This window comes from Agrobacterium sp. RAC06, from assembly GCF_001713475.1.
GTDB lineage: Bacteria > Pseudomonadota > Alphaproteobacteria > Rhizobiales > Rhizobiaceae > Allorhizobium.
In genome coordinates this window covers 3873424-3889453 of the sequence record NZ_CP016499.1, presented here as the reverse complement: position 1 = coordinate 3889453, position 16030 = coordinate 3873424, and the positions used below count along the sequence as shown (strand labels likewise).

18 protein-coding genes are annotated in these 16030 nt (G+C 61.9%); 10 read left to right on the top strand and 8 right to left on the bottom strand.

Features of this window, described 5'->3' with window-relative positions:
• Position 1 precedes the first annotated feature (1 nt).
• A complete protein-coding gene (locus BSY240_RS18465; RefSeq protein ID WP_171901622.1) occupies positions 2 to 1576 on the bottom strand; it encodes a proton-conducting transporter transmembrane domain-containing protein in 1575 nt (524 codons plus the stop codon).
• A 133-nt stretch (positions 1577 to 1709) separates the two neighbouring features.
• Between BSY240_RS18465 and BSY240_RS18460 the strand changes: the two genes are divergently transcribed.
• The 5 genes from BSY240_RS18460 (at position 1710) to BSY240_RS18440 (ending at position 5008) form a co-directional block, all read left to right on the top strand.
• Positions 1710 to 2606 carry a LysR family transcriptional regulator gene (locus BSY240_RS18460; protein WP_054147880.1) on the top strand — a complete coding sequence of 299 codons (897 nt, stop codon included), beginning with the start codon at positions 1710 to 1712 and terminating at the stop codon, positions 2604 to 2606.
• A 45-nt stretch (positions 2607 to 2651) separates the two neighbouring features.
• A complete protein-coding gene (locus tag BSY240_RS18455; RefSeq protein WP_069043284.1) occupies positions 2652 to 3641 on the top strand; it encodes an NAD(P)/FAD-dependent oxidoreductase in 990 nt (329 codons plus the stop codon).
• A gap of 3 nt (positions 3642 to 3644) precedes the next feature.
• Entirely contained in the window at positions 3645 to 4076 is a 432-nt protein-coding gene (locus BSY240_RS18450; RefSeq protein WP_069043283.1) for a DUF3429 domain-containing protein, read from the top strand.
• 117 nt (positions 4077 to 4193) lie between these two features.
• The gene (locus tag BSY240_RS18445) at positions 4194 to 4817 is read left to right on the top strand and encodes a sigma-70 family RNA polymerase sigma factor (RefSeq protein ID WP_171901594.1); all 624 of its coding nucleotides are present in this window, start codon (positions 4194 to 4196) and stop codon (positions 4815 to 4817) included.
• Positions 4814 to 5008: a zf-HC2 domain-containing protein gene (locus BSY240_RS18440; RefSeq protein ID WP_069043282.1), complete on the top strand. Its 195-nt coding sequence runs from the start codon at positions 4814 to 4816 to the stop codon at positions 5006 to 5008. The genes BSY240_RS18445 and BSY240_RS18440 overlap by 4 nt, the downstream gene beginning before the upstream one ends.
• On the opposite strand, the gene BSY240_RS18435 is transcribed toward BSY240_RS18440, so the two are convergent.
• Genes BSY240_RS18435 through pcaD form a run of 5 tightly spaced genes read right to left on the bottom strand, consistent with a single transcriptional unit; the run spans position 5009 to position 8655 of the window.
• Positions 5009 to 6058 carry a 3-carboxy-cis,cis-muconate cycloisomerase gene (locus BSY240_RS18435; RefSeq protein WP_069043281.1) on the bottom strand — a complete coding sequence of 350 codons (1050 nt, stop codon included), beginning with the start codon at positions 6056 to 6058 and terminating at the stop codon, positions 5009 to 5011.
• A 19-nt stretch (positions 6059 to 6077) separates the two neighbouring features.
• Positions 6078 to 6692, bottom strand: coding sequence for a protocatechuate 3,4-dioxygenase subunit alpha (gene pcaG, locus BSY240_RS18430; protein WP_069043280.1), 615 nt, complete (start codon positions 6690 to 6692; stop codon positions 6078 to 6080).
• On the bottom strand, positions 6692 to 7441 hold the full coding sequence (gene pcaH, locus BSY240_RS18425; RefSeq protein WP_069043279.1) for a protocatechuate 3,4-dioxygenase subunit beta: 750 nt from the start codon (positions 7439 to 7441) through the stop codon (positions 6692 to 6694). Before pcaH ends, pcaG begins: the two co-directional genes overlap by 1 nt.
• Complete coding sequence (gene pcaC / locus BSY240_RS18420) at positions 7434 to 7853, bottom strand: 4-carboxymuconolactone decarboxylase (protein ID WP_054147873.1); 420 nt, start codon at positions 7851 to 7853, stop codon at positions 7434 to 7436. Before pcaC ends, pcaH begins: the two co-directional genes overlap by 8 nt.
• A complete protein-coding gene (gene pcaD, locus BSY240_RS18415; protein WP_069044048.1) occupies positions 7846 to 8655 on the bottom strand; it encodes a 3-oxoadipate enol-lactonase in 810 nt (269 codons plus the stop codon). Before pcaD ends, pcaC begins: the two co-directional genes overlap by 8 nt.
• 96 nt (positions 8656 to 8751) lie before the next feature.
• On the opposite strand from pcaD, the gene pcaQ reads away from it, so the two are divergent.
• The gene (pcaQ, locus tag BSY240_RS18410) at positions 8752 to 9675 is read left to right on the top strand and encodes a pca operon transcription factor PcaQ (protein WP_069043278.1); all 924 of its coding nucleotides are present in this window, start codon (positions 8752 to 8754) and stop codon (positions 9673 to 9675) included.
• Positions 9676 to 9678: 3 nt separating this feature from the next.
• On the opposite strand, the gene BSY240_RS18405 is transcribed toward pcaQ, so the two are convergent.
• The gene (locus BSY240_RS18405; protein ID WP_069044047.1) at positions 9679 to 10434 is read right to left on the bottom strand and encodes an IclR family transcriptional regulator; all 756 of its coding nucleotides are present in this window, start codon (positions 10432 to 10434) and stop codon (positions 9679 to 9681) included.
• Between the two features lie 142 nt (positions 10435 to 10576).
• Here BSY240_RS18405 and BSY240_RS18400 point away from each other — a divergent pair, with 142 nt between their 5' ends.
• From BSY240_RS18400 to pcaF, 3 genes are read left to right on the top strand one after another with little or no spacing between them, the layout of a single operon-like run.
• Positions 10577 to 11284: a 3-oxoacid CoA-transferase subunit A gene (locus tag BSY240_RS18400; RefSeq protein ID WP_069043277.1), complete on the top strand. Its 708-nt coding sequence runs from the start codon at positions 10577 to 10579 to the stop codon at positions 11282 to 11284.
• Positions 11281 to 11982, top strand: a complete 702-nt coding sequence (locus tag BSY240_RS18395) for a 3-oxoacid CoA-transferase subunit B (RefSeq protein ID WP_069043276.1) — start codon at positions 11281 to 11283, stop codon at positions 11980 to 11982. Before BSY240_RS18400 ends, BSY240_RS18395 begins: the two co-directional genes overlap by 4 nt.
• Before the next feature lie 12 nt (positions 11983 to 11994).
• Positions 11995 to 13200 (top strand): 3-oxoadipyl-CoA thiolase, encoded by a 1206-nt coding sequence (pcaF, locus tag BSY240_RS18390; protein WP_069043275.1) that lies wholly within the window; start codon positions 11995 to 11997, stop codon positions 13198 to 13200.
• Between the two features lie 39 nt (positions 13201 to 13239).
• Here the strand turns inward: pcaF and BSY240_RS18385 are convergent, their stop codons facing one another.
• Complete coding sequence (locus BSY240_RS18385) at positions 13240 to 13836, bottom strand: DUF922 domain-containing Zn-dependent protease (RefSeq protein ID WP_335622521.1); 597 nt, start codon at positions 13834 to 13836, stop codon at positions 13240 to 13242.
• Between the two features lie 176 nt (positions 13837 to 14012).
• Here BSY240_RS18385 and BSY240_RS18380 point away from each other — a divergent pair, with 176 nt between their 5' ends.
• Entirely contained in the window at positions 14013 to 16025 is a 2013-nt protein-coding gene (locus BSY240_RS18380) for a putative bifunctional diguanylate cyclase/phosphodiesterase (RefSeq protein WP_069043274.1), read from the top strand.
• Positions 16026 to 16030: the final 5 nt, after the last annotated feature.

Sequence of the window (16030 nt, the reverse complement as noted above, 5' to 3'; positions counted from 1 at the left end):
TTCACTCCTTCACTGAAGCAGGCGTTGCGGAGGTGGTGCGCGGAAGCGTCCAGCCACCGAGCAGGCGATCGAAGAGGGCATTGACATAGAGGCCGTTGGCCAGATGGACCCTGAGGCCTGCCGCCGCCGGATGATAGGCCCAGAGCGGGAAGAGCGACTGGGCGACCGCCACCACGCCGAAGGTGACGACGGCGAGCAGCATCAGCGTCCACTCAAGCGGCCCGGGCTGTGGGGTCGCCGGCAAGGTGCCAAGCATCAGACTATCGGAAATGCGCTGCAGGGCGAAGTAGGCCGTCGCCGCCGAGATCGAGTAGAGCGAGGTTCGCCAGGTCAGAGCCCGGGGAGCCGCATCCGCCAACCCTTGAGCGATCAAGTAAGCGACGCCGAAGATCAGGATCGCCCCAAGCGCGAGCGCCTGCGGCGGCTTGTCGGCAAAGCCGAAAAGCAGACCGATCACCGCATAGATCGTCAATGCCAGCAGGAAGGCGCGGCCAACGGCCTTGGCATTGGGGATCGCGACCGGACCGGGGCGCTTGATCGAGGCAACCGTTTCGATGGCCGAGCCGGAGGCGAGGAAGGCATGTGCCTTGTAGAGCGAATGGGCGACGATGTGCAGAAGCGCAATCGGGAACAGTGCCAGGCCACATTGCAGGATCATGAAGCCCATCTGCGCGACAGTGGACCAGGCGAGCGAGGTCTTAACCGCCGACTGGGTGAGCATCACGAGACTTCCGAACAGCGCCGTGAAGCCGCCGACCATGACCAGCACCGCAAGCACCACCGGCGCCTGCAGCATGACATCGGCAAAGCGGATCAAGAGGAAGCCGCCGGCATTGACGACGCCGGCATGCAGCAGAGCCGAAACCGGGGTCGGCGTTTCCATCACTTCGGTTAGCCAGCCATGGGTCGGGAACTGCGCAGACTTCAGAAGCGCAGCAAGGGCGAACAGGGCGGCGGATGCGATTGTCAGCGGCAACCCCTCGCCCTCGCGGGCCGCGGCGAGAATGGTCGCGATGTCACCGGTTCCGAAGGAAATGGCGAGAAGAATGACGGCACCGATCAGGGCGGCATCACCGATGCGCGAGACGATGAACTTCTTACGCGCCGCGCGCTGGGCGACGATCCGCTCAGGATAGAAGAGCAACAGCTGATGCAGGAGCAGGCTGGTGGCGACCCAGCCGACGACGAGCTGCAGCAGCGTGCCCGACTGGACGAGCAGAAGGACGGCGCCAAGTGTTGCCGTCATCCAGCCGGTGAACGGGCCCTGCCGCCCTTCCCCGTCGAGGAAGGTGCCGGCATAACGCAGCACCACCCAGCCGATGAAGGATACAAGCAGCAGCATCACCAAGCTGACAAGGTCAAGCCGTGACGCAAGCGCAAAGTAGCTAAATCCAATCGCCGGGCTCGTGCCCGGCCCCTGCAGCACCAGCACGACAGCGGAAAGCACGGCGACGAGGATCGAACCGAGAGCCGCGAGTTCGGCAATGCGGATCGCCTGACGCGGGCGAAGGCCGGGCGCCTGAAAGGCATAGAGCGAGGCACCGGCAAGTAGCAGCGGTGCAAGAAGCGGCAACATGTGGATCACGTGATGTCTCCGGTCTAGGCCGCTGCTTGGGAGGAGGCAGCGGCGATCTCACGGACCTGTTATCAGCGGCGTGATCGCAAGAAAAATTCATTGTTTCTGTAAATTCGTTCTATAAAATAGAATAATGTCCGAACTGAACTATCATCACCTCCGCTATTTCCGCGCCGTCGCCCATGACGGCAACCTGACCCGCACGGCCGAGCGGCTGAACCTGTCGCAATCCGCGCTCTCGACCCAGATCAAGCAGCTGGAGGAGCGGTTGGGCCATTCCCTCTTCGAGCGTCGTGGTCGACAGCTCTATCTCACGGAAGCGGGACGCATCGCGCTCGATCATGCCGACACGATCTTTTCAGCCGGCGAAGAACTTGTGGAAACCTTGAAGGAGACAGGAAGGACACGCCGCGCCATCCGCATCGGCGCGCTCGCCACCCTGTCGCGCAACTTCCAGATGGAGTTCCTGCGCCCGATCCTCGGACGCTCCGACGTCGACATGATCTTGCGCTCGGGCAGCACCAGCGAGCTTCTCGGCGCGCTCGAAACGTTGAACCTCGACATCGTCCTGCTCAACCAGGCGCCGATGGCCGATTCCGTAACTCCCTTCATCGCCCAACATGTCTATCAGCAGCGGGTCAGCCTGATCGGCAAACCGTCCTATGGCAAACCGGGCGCGAAGCTCGCCGACCTGCTGGCCGAGCACCCCGTCATCCTGCCGACGCTCGAAAGCGGCGTGCGCTCGCAATTCGAAGCCCTCGTCGCACGCCTCGGCATCACGCCGCAGATTGCGGCTGAGGTGGATGACATGGCGATGATGCGTCTTCTGGCGCGAGAAGGGGCGGGCCTTGCCGTTCTCCCGCCGATTGTCGTGAAGGGCGAGCTCGAAGCCGGAACGCTGGTGGAGTTCGACGCCCTGCCCGGCATGATCGAATCCTTCTTTGCCGTCACCGTGAAGCGGCGTTTTCCGAACCCGCTCATCCGGCCGCTGCTCGAAGCGAGCGAGGACGGCAAAACCGCTGGCGCCTGAACAACGTAAAGCTCAAGCGCATCAAGCATTTGAGAAGGGGACCGCGTGAAGACATCCATCGCCATAATCGGAGCCGGAATTGCCGGCATCACGCTCGGCCGCAATCTCGCCGCTCACGCCGACATCACCGTGTTTGAAAAGAGCCGGGGCCTTGGCGGCCGGATGGCAAACCGCCGCCGCGAGGGGTTTTCCTTCGACCATGGCGCCCAGTATTTTACCGCCCGCTCGCCGTCTTTCAAGGCGGCTGCGGAACAGGCGGTATCACAGGGTCATGCCGGCATCTGGCCACAGGCAGTTCATACGCTGAAAGCAGACGGACTTGTGACAGACAGCCGCCCGATCGAGCCGCGCTATATCGGCCTCCCCGCCATGAGCGGTTTTGCCAACGGATTGGCCGCGGAGCTTGAGATCCACAAGGAAGCGACCGTTGCGCGCCTTGCTGCCTCCGGGGATGGCTGGGTCCTGACCGACAACGAAGACAAAGATCTTGGCCGTTTCGATCTTGTCATCTCAACCGCCCCCGCTCCCCAGACCATCCGGCTCATGCCGGAGGCTTTTTCCGCCCATGCCGCCCTGAAGACCGTGGAGATGAGCGGCTGCTTCACCCTGATGATCGGCCTCGACGTGCCGCTGGACCTCGGCTTCGACGCCGCGCGCATCGAAGATTCCGTACTCAGCTGGATTGCCGTCGAGGCAAGCAAGCCGGGCCGATCCGAGAAGACCGCGCTCACCATCCACAGCCGAAACGATTGGGCCGAGGCCAACCTCGAGCGCGACCGCGGCGAGGTACAGGCCGAGATGCTCCAGTCCCTCAAGCGGCTTCTCGGCCGAGACCTGTCGACAGAGGCGTGGATCGACCTGCACCGCTGGCGCTACGCCAATGTCGAACAAGCAGTCGGCGAACCCTTCCTCTTCGATGATGACCTTGGCCTCGGCGCCTGCGGCGACTGGTGCCTCGGCAACCGCGTCGAGGCGGCGGCCGAAAGTGCAAGAGCCCTGTCAGAAATGCTGATCGCCCGTCTGCAAGGAGCCTGACCGATGTACCGCGACACCGCGCTCACCAAACTTCTGACCTATGCCGGCGCCCTCCCCTTCTGGGCGCTCGGGCTGGCCCAGGTGCTGGGCTTCCAACCGGCCCTCGCGGCTCAGGCCTTTGTCGCCTACGGCACGGGTATCGCCTGCTTTATGGCCGGAACGCTCTGGAGCCAGGCACAGATAAAGGCAGAGAAACCACAGTTGATGCTCGTCGTCAGCAATGTCGCGGCCCTTGCAGCCATCGGCGCGCTACTGCTCCACGGCTATGTCCCGGCTCTGACGATGGCGCTGCATATGGCCGTGTTTCTCGCGCTCCTTGCCTGTGATCTTTCCATACACCGCAAAGGCGACCAACCCGATTGGTATCTGGCGCTTCGGCGCAATGTCACGCTTCTGGTGATTGCCGCCTATGCTGTGGTGATGATCCTGACATGAGATTTTTTTGTATCATGCTGTAAGATCTCTCGAGAAGCCGCGACAAACGGCGGCGTGCGGTGTGGCGCGCGAGATCTTGGCAGCGCGGACGAAGTCCGGGGGATCATGATGGGGAATATGGGTAATGAGGAAGTGATCGGCGGATACGGTGCTGCGGCGCCCTTTCTCGCCGACGCTGTTTACATGGCGGAACTGCGCCAGCGCATGCTGAAATTTGCGAGCCTTCAGCTTGCCGATCCCGGCCTCGCCGAAGATGCGGTACAGGAGGCGCTGGCGGGTGCGCTGCGCAACGCCAAGGCCTTTGCCGGACGCTCCGCCTTCCGCACCTGGGTCTTTGCCATCCTGCGCAACAAGATCGCCGACCAGATCCGCTTCAAGCGCAAGCAATCGCAGATGATCGCGATGCCGCTCGGGCATTTCCCCGATGAAGACGAACCCCGCTATTTCGACGTCAAGGGCCACTGGGTGCCGGAAAACAGGCCGAGCGATTGGGGCAATCCGGAGGTAGAATTGCTGGGCAAGGATTTCTGGCGAGTCTTCGAGGCCTGCCTCGATCATTTGCCCCCCGACCAGGGCCGCGTCTTCATGATGCGCGAGTTCGTCGAGATGGAGACACCAGAAATCTGTGCCGAGATCGGCATCACCACCACCAACATGCATGTCCTGATGCATCGCGCCAGGCTGCGTCTGCGCAATTGCCTCGAAGGGCACTGGTTTGCACCGGAGGAGAGCCTGTCATGATGTGCGAAAATGCCACGAAACTCGCCTCGGATGAACTCGATCGACGCCTGTCGATTGGCGAGACCTTGCGGCTGCGGCTGCATCTCTTCGGCTGTGACGCCTGCTCGGGCTTTGTCCGGCAGATCGGGATGATGCGCAAGGCGACCCGCCGCTATGTCGCGACCGACGCCTCTGATCCGGATGAACGCTGATCAGCGATCGCCAAGGTCTTCGATCGACTGAAGGACATCCGTTGCGAGTCGTGTCGCAGCGCCCGTCGTGATCGCCATCTGTGGCAGTATCATCCATTCAAGTGTCCAGGCAGCTCCCGACCGCTCCTGCTCATGCACCATCGCCTGATGCAGTCCGGAGATCTGCGCGGCGTTGAACCGGGCAAGCGTGACGAGGACTTCGGCTTTGACCGGATTGCGCTTGTGCGGCATGGCGGAAGAAGCTCCGCCGCCGCCGATCACAGCCGTGCCGTTATCCGCCATCAGCGCCAGATCCTGTCCGATCTTGCCGAGACTGCCGGTGGTTTGAGCCAATAGACCGCCGAGTTCAGCGATGATGCCGCGCTGGCTGTGCCATTGCGGGCGGTCAGCGAGCGAGAGCCGATCGGCAAGCCGGGCGCGCACGGCAAGCGTCTTGTCGCCGAGCTTTTCGAGCGTGCCGGCAGCCCCGCCGAATTGTAGTGGCAAACTCGATTTCAGCATGTCCTGAACGGCCGCTTTCTGAGCGACCACCGGCGCTTTCCAGCTCGTCAGGCGGTCCGAAACAGTGATCGGGATCGCCGCCTGCATGCGCGTGCGGCCCATCAACGGCTTCGCACCGAAACGCGTATCCAGACCCTCGAGTGCTGTGGCAACGGCTGCCAGTCGTTGATCAAGGATCGAAAGCACCGTCGTCAGTCGCAGCATCAGGCCGGTATCGATTGCATCCTGGCTGGTGGCACCGAAATGCAGATATTTGCCGTGTTCGCCGAGAGCGGCACGCCATTGCCGCACGAGATCGGGAATGATCACCCCATCGCGACCGATCGACTGTTTCAGGGCATCAAGATCAGCGAGGAACGCCTCCGGCAGAGCCGCAATTGCGTGTGAAGCCTCGGCAGGGATCAGACCCTCTGCAGCCTCCGCCTCGGCAAGTGCCACCTCGAAACCGAGCATGGCTGAAAGCTCGGCTGAAGCCGTAAACTGGGCGCCGATCTCCTCATCGCCCAACAGGCCTGATAGTATCGGATGGTCGAAGACGGATACGGTCATGCTGATCTCAAGGCCCTTCTCAGATGTCGAAGAAGACCGTCTCCTTCTCACCCTGCAGGTGGATGTCGAAGTGATAGGTCGAACCGTCACGCTGCGCAATCAGCGTCGGCACGCGCACGCGGTGCTCGATGCGCGCGAGGATCGGATCCTCGGCATTGGCCGCCTCTTCGTCGCCGAAATAAAGGCGCGTGTTGAGGCCGAGATTGATGCCGCGCGCGACGATCCAGAAGGAGATATGCGGCGCCATCAGGCGACCATCCCGGAATGGCACGCGGCCCGGCTTGATCGTCTCGAACCGGTATTCACCCGTCGTGAGATCGCAAGGGCAGCGTCCCCAACCGGTGAAGTTCGGATCGGCGCTGCCACGCGTCTCGGACGGGCTGTTGTAAAGACCGTCGGCATCCGCCTGCCAGATTTCGATGAGCGCATCCCTGAGCGGCGTACCGGAGCCATCGATGACACGACCGGTCAAGGTGATGCGCTCGCCGCGCGTCTTGTCATTGACCATGGTAGTGCCGAGGTCGACAGCATAGACGCCCTTGATGTCGGCGAAGTTCGGCGTGAGGCCGATATGGACGTAAGGGCCTGCTGTCTGCGAGGCGCTTTCCTTGAGGTAACCGAGATCCTGGACCATCAGTTCCCCTCCATCCGGTTTTCAAACAGGGTGGAACGCCGTCCACGCAAGATGATGTCGAACTTGTAGGCCCGCGCATCCATCGGGATGGTCGCCGACCAGTCGAGAGCAGCGACGAGCTGCTCGATCGCCGCACGATCCGGGATCGTCAGCACGATCGGACACTTCCAGATCATTGGATCGCCCTCGAAATACATCTGGGTGATCAGACGCTGCGAGAAGCCATGGCCGAAGATGGAGAAATGGATATGCGCCGGCCGCCAGTCGTTGACGCCATTCGGCCAAGGGTAAGGACCGGGCTTGATGGTGCGGAAGGCATAGTAGCCGTTCTCGTCGGTGATGGTGCGCCCGCAGCCGCCGAAATTCGGATCGAGCGCTGCCAGATAGCTTTCCTTCTTGTGCCGATAGCGACCACCGGCATTGGCCTGCCAGAACTCAATGAGGGCACCCGGCACAGGCCGTCCGCGCTCGTCGAGCACGCGCCCATGCACGATGATGCGCTCGCCGATCGCGCTCTCGCCTGATTTGGCGAAGTTGTGGATCAGGTCGTTGTCGAGCTCACCCAGAATGGAGTGGCCAAAGACGGGGCCCGTTATCTCGGACTTGGTGCCATCGAGCGACAGCAATGCCTTCTGCGGCGACCGCAGGACGGAGGTCTTGTAGGTCGGGGTATAGGCCGGCGGATGCAAGTTGCGGTCGCGCGCAAAGAAGGCGCCCGTTTCCGGCTTCTTGTTCGAAAGGTCAGTCATGGCTCCCTCCCCCGGTCTCGCCGGCATCCAGCTTATCAAACACGTGCTTGGCGATCTTGAAAGCCCTGTTGGCGGCGGGAACGCCGGCATAGACCGCGACATGCATCAGCGCTTCGGTGATATCCTCACGGCTCGCCCCGGTATTGGCGGTGGCGCGCACATGCATGGCGACTTCTTCGTCGTGGCCGAGGGCTGCGAGCAGTGCGATGGTGATCATCGAGCGTTCGCGCGGGCTGATGCCGGGCCGCGACCAGACGGTGCCCCAGGCCCCCTCCGTGATCATCTCCTGGAACGGCTGATCAAACGGCGTGGCCGACGCCGAGGCGCGATCGACATGGGCATCACCCAGCACACGGCGGCGGGTCGCCATACCCTGCCGATAGCGATCTGAAGGACTGCGGGCATCAGCCATGGGCTGCCTCTCCTGAAATAACGGGCGCGAGAAAGGCCTCGATGATGGTGGTGAGCATTTCCGGTTGCTCGACACAGGGGATGTGTCCGGCGTCCTTGATGATTTCATAGCGCGCGCCGGGGACGAGCTTGGCAAGCGACAGCACGAGATCGGGTGGTGTCGCCCCATCCTGGTCGCCGACGACGCAGAGCGTCGGGACAGCGATCTGACCGACAACTTCGGTATAATCGGCATCGCGGATCGCAGCACATGTGCCCATGTAGCCGTCGACCGGCTGGCGGAGCATCATGTTGCGATAGCCAGGGAAGGCCGGGTCACTGCTGCGGAAGGCCGGCGTAAACCAGCGCTCCATCACACCATCCACGATGCCCTCAAGACCATCCTCCTCGATGGCTGCGATGCGGGCAGCCCACATCTCCGCCGTCCCTATCTTGTGGGCCGTGTCGCAGAGGATAAGCGCCCTCACCAGATCAGGCCGGCGGGCATAGAGGCCTTGCGCAATCAGACCGCCCACGGAAAGCCCGCAGATGACGGCATTGCAGACCTTCAAATGCTCCAGCAAACCGATCAGGTCATCGACATGGTCTTCGATCGAGTACGGGGCCTGCCCGACATCCGAAAGCCCATGCCCGCGCTTGTCATAGGTCAGCAGCGGATAGCTACCGGCAAGCCCGACGATTACGTCGCGCCAGATGCGGAAATCGGTTCCGAGCGAATTGATGAAGACGATGACCGGCTTGTTGCCCGGCCCACCAATGATCTGGTGATGCAGGCTGACGCCGTTGACCTGAACGAACTGCACGGGTTCCTCCTCCGTTGACACCATATTGCTCACGCGATTTGGTTAGGTAAAATGATGTTTTCCACGAAACACCTAACCATAGGGTTATGTTTTGCCATGATCGATAACCGGATCAAGTTTCGCCATCTGCAGACCTTCGTGGAGGTTTCGCGCCAGAAGAGCGTGATGAAGGCGGCGGAACTCCTGCATGTCAGCCAGCCTGCGGTGACCAAGACCATCCGGGAACTTGAGGAAGTGCTGGGCGTCGCGGTGTTCGAAAAGGACGGACGCGGCATCCGCATCACCCGCTATGGCGAAGCCTTCCTCAAGCACGCAGGTGCAGCACTCACCGCGCTCCGCCAGGGTTTCGATTCCGTCTCCCATGCCCTGCATGCCGACGCCCCGCCGATCCGGATCGGAGCCCTGCCGACGGTCTCCACCCGCATCATGCCGCAGGCCATGACCTTGTTCCTCAAGGAGGACGTGCCCGCCCGCATCAAGATCGTCACCGGCGAAAACGCCGTTTTGCTCGAACAGTTGCGGGTCGGCGATCTCGACCTCGTCGTCGGCCGTCTCGCGGCACCGGAGCAGATGACCGGCTTCTCCTTCGAGCATCTTTATTCCGAGCAGGTGATCTTCTGCGTCCGCGCTGGTCATCCGCTCCTCTTGGCCGGCTCCGACCTGTTCGGCGAGCTTGAGCGTTATCCGGTGCTGATGCCCACACGGGCTTCAATCATTCGCCCCTTCGTCGAGCGCTTCCTGATCGCGAACGGCATTTCCGGCATTCCAACCCAGATCGAAACGGTTTCCGACAGCTTCGGTCGCGCCTTCGTGCGCCAGACCGATGCTATATGGATCATCTCCGCCGGCGTCGTGGCAACGGACCTCGCCGACGGCACACTGGCGGCCCTGCCGATCGACACCAGCGAAACGAAGGGGCCGGTCGGTCTGACGGTTCGGGCAGATGCCGTGCCCTCCATGCCGCTGGCGCTTCTGATGCGCACGATCCGCGAGGCAGCAACGGAAGCGGCAAAAGCCTGACGCTCAGGGCAGCAGCGGCTTGAGCCTTGCCTGCATCTCCAGCATCGCCTGCAGGCAATGGGCGGCCAGATCGGCGGCGGGCAGAATTGCAGCCGGCGCGCCGACATTGATGGCAGCCACCACACGGCCCCGGTCGTTGCTGACAGGAACGGCAATCGAACAGAGACCGATCTCCAATTCCTGGTCGATCACTGCATATCCCTGCTGCCGCACCTTGGCGATTTCCTCTTTCAGCAAACGAGGATCGGTCAACGTCCGGGGCGTATGCGCCTTCATCTGCGAAGCGGCGAGGATGGCATCGACCTCGGCATCCGAAAGCGCGGCCAGCAGCACCCGCCCCATCGAAGCGCTATAGGCCGGCAGCCGCGATCCCGGCATCAGGTTGATCGACATGACCCGCTTCTGTGCAGCGCGGGCGATGTAGACGATCTCGGTATTGTCGAGAATGGAGGCCGAGGCGCTGTGCCCCACACGCTCGGACAGTTGATCGAGATGCGGCTGCAGCAGAACCGGCAGCGGCGTCGCCGAAAGCCAGGCATGACCGACCCGGAGAATCTTCGGCGTCAGCGAGAAGAACTTGCCGTCATAGTCAGCATAGCCGAGCTCCGAGAGCGTCAGCAGGCAACGCCGTGCCGTCGCCCTGTCGAGGCCGCTGGTTTCGGCTGCCTCGGTGATGCTGAGCCGCTGGCGCTCCGGCCCGAAAGCTTCCAGCACCTTCAAGCCTTTGGCAAAACCACCCATCAGATCACGCTCACCGATCGTCATAGCCCACCACCCATATTCGTGCGATTATCGAACAAATATCAAATATCGCACAAAATGCTTGCTGTCGAGGTTTTCACGATCATATTTGGTGACAGGAGAAAGCGGCCAGACCGCGCTCGAGGAAACGGGAGTTCCCATGGACAAGAGAATTGCTAGCCTGGCGGATGCCGTGGCCGAGATCGGCGATGGCGCAACCGTCATGATCGGAGGCTTCGGCGGCTCCGGCGCACCGATCGAGCTCATTCACGCGCTGATCGACAAGGGGCCGAAGAACCTGACGGTCATCAACAACAATGCCGGCAATGGTCGCATCGGCATTGCCGCGATGATCGATGCCGGCATGGTCAAGAAAATGATCTGCTCCTTCCCGCGCTCCTCCGACCCGCGCGCCTTCACAGACCGCTACCTCGCCGGTGAGATCGAGCTGGAACTCGTTCCGCAGGGCACGCTTGCCGAGCGCATCCGCGCCGGCGGCGCAGGCATCCCAGCCTTCTACACCCCGACCGGCTTCGGTACGGAACTGGCAAACGGCAAGGTGATCGCTGAGTTCGATGGCCGCAAATACGTGCAGGAGCGCTGGCTGAAGGCCGACTTCGCCATCGTCAAGGCGCATCTCGGCGACACGCATGGCAACCTGACCTACCGGATGGCCGGCCGCAACTTCAATCCCCTCATGTGCATGGCCGCCGCCAAGACCATCGCCCAGGTCTCGAAGATCGTGAAGCCCGGCGAGATCGATCCGGAACAGGTGATCACCCCCGGCATCTTTGTCGATGGCGTCGTTGAAGTCGCCAACCCGCAACAGGAAGAAGCGCTGATCCGCGCCGGAGTGGTTTACGCATGAGCGACGCAGCTGCAATCGACACCCGCGAAGACATCAAGCTCTCCAACGCCCAGATCGCCTGGCGCGCGGCCCAGGACATCGCTGACGGCGCCTATGTGAACCTGGGCATCGGCTTTCCGGAAATGGTCGCCAAGTTCCAGCCGGAAGGCCGCGAAGCGATCTTCCACACCGAGAACGGCGTCTTGAACTTCGGCGAGGCCCCGCCCGCTGGCGAAGAAGACTGGGACCTGATCAATGCCGGCAAAAAGGCGGTCACGCTGAAGCCGGGTTCCGCCTTCTTCCACCATGCCGACAGCTTTGCCATGGTCCGCGGCGGCCATCTCGACGTCGCAATTCTCGGGGCCTATCAGGTTGCCGAAAATGGCGACCTCGCCAACTGGCGCGTCGGCTCCAAGGGCGTCCCCGCCGTTGGCGGCGCCATGGATCTTGTGCATGGCGCAAAGCAGGTCGTCGTCATCACGGAACACGTCACCAAGGACGGCAAGCCGAAGCTCGTCGAGCGCTGCACCTTTCCGCTGACCGGCGTCGGCTGCATCACCCGCGTCTATACGAGCCATGCCGTGATCGACATCGTCGACGGCCGCTTCGTCGTGCGCGAAAAGCTTGGCCCCATGACCATGGACGAGCTTCAGGCCATGACCGGCGCCAAGCTGCATACCGACGGTCCGGTTGCCGACCTCGTCGTGCCCGCGCTGTAAGGAGTACAAGCCATGACCGAAGCCTTTATCTGCGACTATATCCGCACGCCCATCGGCCGTTTCGGCGGTTCGCTCTCCTCCGTCCGCGCTGATGATCTCGGCGCCGTACCACTGAAGGCGATGATGGAGCGCCATTCAGGCATCGACTGGCAAGCCGTCGAGGACGTGATCTACGGCTGCGCCAACCAGGCCGGCGAAGACAACCGCAATGTTGCCCGCATGTCGGCCCTGCTGGCGGGTCTCCCCGTCTCCGTCACCGGCACCACGATCAACCGCCTCTGCGGCTCTGGCATGGATGCCGTGATCACCGCCGCGCGTGCAATCAAGGCTGGGGAAGCCGAGCTGATGATTGCAGGCGGCGTCGAAAGCATGAGCCGCGCGCCCTTCGTCATGCCCAAGGCGGAAACCGCCTTCTCCCGCAATGCCGAGATTTACGACACCACCATCGGCTGGCGCTTCGTCAATCCACTGATGAAGAAGCAATACGGCGTCGATTCCATGCCAGAGACCGGCGACAACGTGGCGATCGACTTCAAGGTCTCGCGCGAAGACCAGGATGCCTTTGCCGTGCGCAGCCAGGCCAAGGCGGCGGAAGCGCAAGCCAATGGCCGACTGGCGAAGGAAATCGTGGCCGTCACCGTGCCGCAGCGCAAGGGCGATCCCGTGATCGTCGACCGTGACGAACATCCGCGCGCGACCTCGGTCGAGGCGCTCGCCAAGCTGAAGCCGGTCAACAAGATGGAAGGTGCCACCGTCACCGCCGGCAATGCGTCGGGCGTCAATGACGGGGCCGCCGCCCTGATCATCGCCTCGGAAGCCGCCGTGAAGAAATATAACCTCAACCCCATCGCCCGCATCCTGGGTGGAGCGACGGCAGGCGTCCCGCCGCGCATCATGGGCTTCGGCCCGGCCCCAGCCTCGAAGAAGCTGCTCGCCCGCCTCGGTCTGACGCAGCAGCAGATTGATGTCATCGAGCTGAACGAAGCCTTTGCAAGCCAAGGCATCGCCACGCTCCGCGATCTCGGCATTGCCGACGACGACCCGCGCGTCAACCGCAATGGCGGCGCGATTGCGCTTGGCCATCCGCTTGGCATGTCGGGCGCACGCATCGCCGGAACGGCAGCCCTGGAACTGAAGGTATCAGGCGGGCGCTATGCGCTCTCCACCATGTGCATCGGCGTCGGCCAGGGCATCGCGATCGCCCTGGAACGGGTCTGATAGAGAATTGAAGGCGCCCCATGTGGGCGCCTTTTCATTTCAAGGGTTGAGGAAGGCCAGGATCAGCTGATGCACAGCACCTCCCGGTGACATCTCGACCTGGTCGTATTCGCTATGGCGCGCCACATGCGCATCCGATATCGGCTTCAGCTGGGCCTGCAGCGCCGCGCGGACCTTCTTGCAGCCCGGATCGTTTTCATCGCGCAAGCCGATGGACACATCCTGGATCGCTTGCGTGAGGTCCTTCATGAACTGCCCATGCAGTTTCTCGTGCTCGACGATGCCGTCGTAAAAGGCCTGCCACTTTGCCGCCACGTCGGGAGAAAGCTTCTGAGCGGGCTTCGGCAGCGTGTAGGTGATAACAAGCCTCGGCTTGGCAGACGCCAGAACGCAAGCCTGCCCCTGCTGCTGATAATCCCGCTGCCAGGTGAGCTTGAAGGTCGTATGGGCGATTACGCGACCAAGGCTCAGTTTCGGGCCGCGCTCGCCGATCGACTGGTAGAGCGCCATCGGCGATGCACCATTGACGTTATAGTGATCGACCTTTTCCGTCGCCTGCCACTCCTGAGCGGCGGCCGGCATCGCTGCACTGAGAACCACGAAAAGGCCAACAAACGCATGAAGTCTTGCTGTCACGATCAAAAAAGCTCCCTGGATCAGCAATCCTGATATCTGCGGCACATGGGAACTGCAACGAGCATCTGGCCTGAAGCGCGCCGCATCGCCGGAATTTGATAATCAGCAATTTCCGTAATTTTAACGGAATCTCATATAGGTTATTCGACTTGAAGCGACGGGGAGAAGCTGCAAGCGTGAACGACAAGGGGACAACACAGGGCATCCGGAAACATGCAGGACGCTGGCTCGACCTACTCAAGGTTCCGAACGGCAATCCAGCGCTGACCGCTGCTCAGTTCGAAGCCTTTTCGAAGCAGGTCCCGCTTCTGTATTTCATTCTCGCGACCAACATGGTCTCGCTGGCCTGGACGCATCAGGGTGCGGCGCCCGACTATCTCGTCGTCTATCTGCCGGTGGTGATGGCGAGCCTCTTTGCACTGCGCTCGCTGATCTGGCTGCGCGGGCGCACACGTGAGCGCACGCCAGAACAGGCCTATCGACAGCTGAAGGCCACGAACATCCTGTCCTTTCCGATCGCGGTGTTCTGCACCGCTTGGTCGGTCTCGCTTCTGCCCTATGGCGACCCATACCAGAAGGCCCATGTCGCCTTCTTCATGGCAATCACCGTCATCGGCTGCATCTTCTGCCTGATGCATCTGAGGTCGGCAGCCCTGATAGTCACGGTCACGGTCAACCTGCCCTTTTTCGTGGTCATGCTCCTGTCGGGCGAGCCGACCCTCATTGCGACCGGCGTGAATGTCATTCTGGTGACGATGGCGATGATCATGATCCTCGTCTCGCATTACCGCGACTTTCGCCAACTGCATGAATCCCGCAATGTCCTGATGCTGCAGCAGCACGCCCTCCAGGAGCAGAACAAGGCGATGCAGGCGCTTTCGGACGAGAACCTGCGCCTTGCCAATCTCGACAGCCTGACCCTGCTCGCCAACCGCCGCAGCTTCTTCCATATGCTCGAAACGGCCTTCAGCCGCGCCAGCAGCAGCAATGGCAGGCTGGCTGTGGGTGTTATCGATCTCGACGGTTTCAAGCCCGTCAACGATCTCTACGGTCACTCGGCCGGTGACAAGGTGCTGATCGAGATCAGCAACCGCCTGTCGACGATCACGGACGAGCGGCTATCGGTCTACCGTCTCGGCGGCGACGAATTCGGTCTGCTTCTGCAGGGCGGCGTGGCCGAAAGCGATGCAGTCGCGCTCGGAGAAAAGGTCTGCGAACTGATTGCCGAACGCATCAATATTGGCAGCGGCATGGTCCAGGTGACCGGCTCGGTCGGCTTTGCGCTCTATCCTGACGTCGGCGCAACCGGCCAGGAAATCTACGAACTCGCCGACTACGCCCTCTATACAGCCAAACGACGTCATCGTGCCGGCACGGTCATCTTCAATGCCATCCAGGCAAATGAACTGAACCGACAGAAGATCGTCGAGGAAGCGCTGGTTTCTGCTGATCTCGACAAGGAACTATCGCTCGTATACCAGCCGATCACCTGCGTCGATCGGCGCGTCTGCATAGGCTTCGAAGCTCTTGCCCGCTGGGAAAGCCCGCGGATCGGTCAGGTATCACCTGCGGAATTCATTCCCGTTGCGGAGCACAACGGCCGCATCACGCTGATGACACGCATGCTGCTGAAGCGGGCGCTGAAGACCGCCGCGCTCTGGCCCGACAACGTCTATCTCTCCTTCAACCTTTCTCCGCACGATCTGACGTCACCGGAGAACACGTTGAAGATCGTCTCGATTGTCCTGAAGAGCGGCTTCGACCCACGCCGCATCAATTTCGAAATCACTGAAACCGCCGTCATGCATGACTTCGAGCAGGCAAGCGCGTCGATCCAGATGCTGCGTGAGCTCGGCGCCGGCATCTCGCTGGATGACTTCGGCACCGGTTATTCGAGCTTGAACCACGTGCACAAGCTGCCGCTCACCAAGATCAAGATCGACGGCAGCTTCGTGCGCAACATTCACACCCGCCGCACAAGCTTCAACATCGTCAAGTCGGTGCTGGCGCTGTGCTACGAGATGGAGCTGGAAGCGATCGTAGAGGGCGTCGAAACCGAAGAGGAACTGCGCATCCTCGAAAATCTCGGTGTCCGGGCAGTCCAGGGGTATTATTTTGGGAAACCTATGACAGCGGAGGAGACGTTGAAGCGGCTCGCCCTGCAGGACACTCAGGCCCTCGCATCCTGAAGACG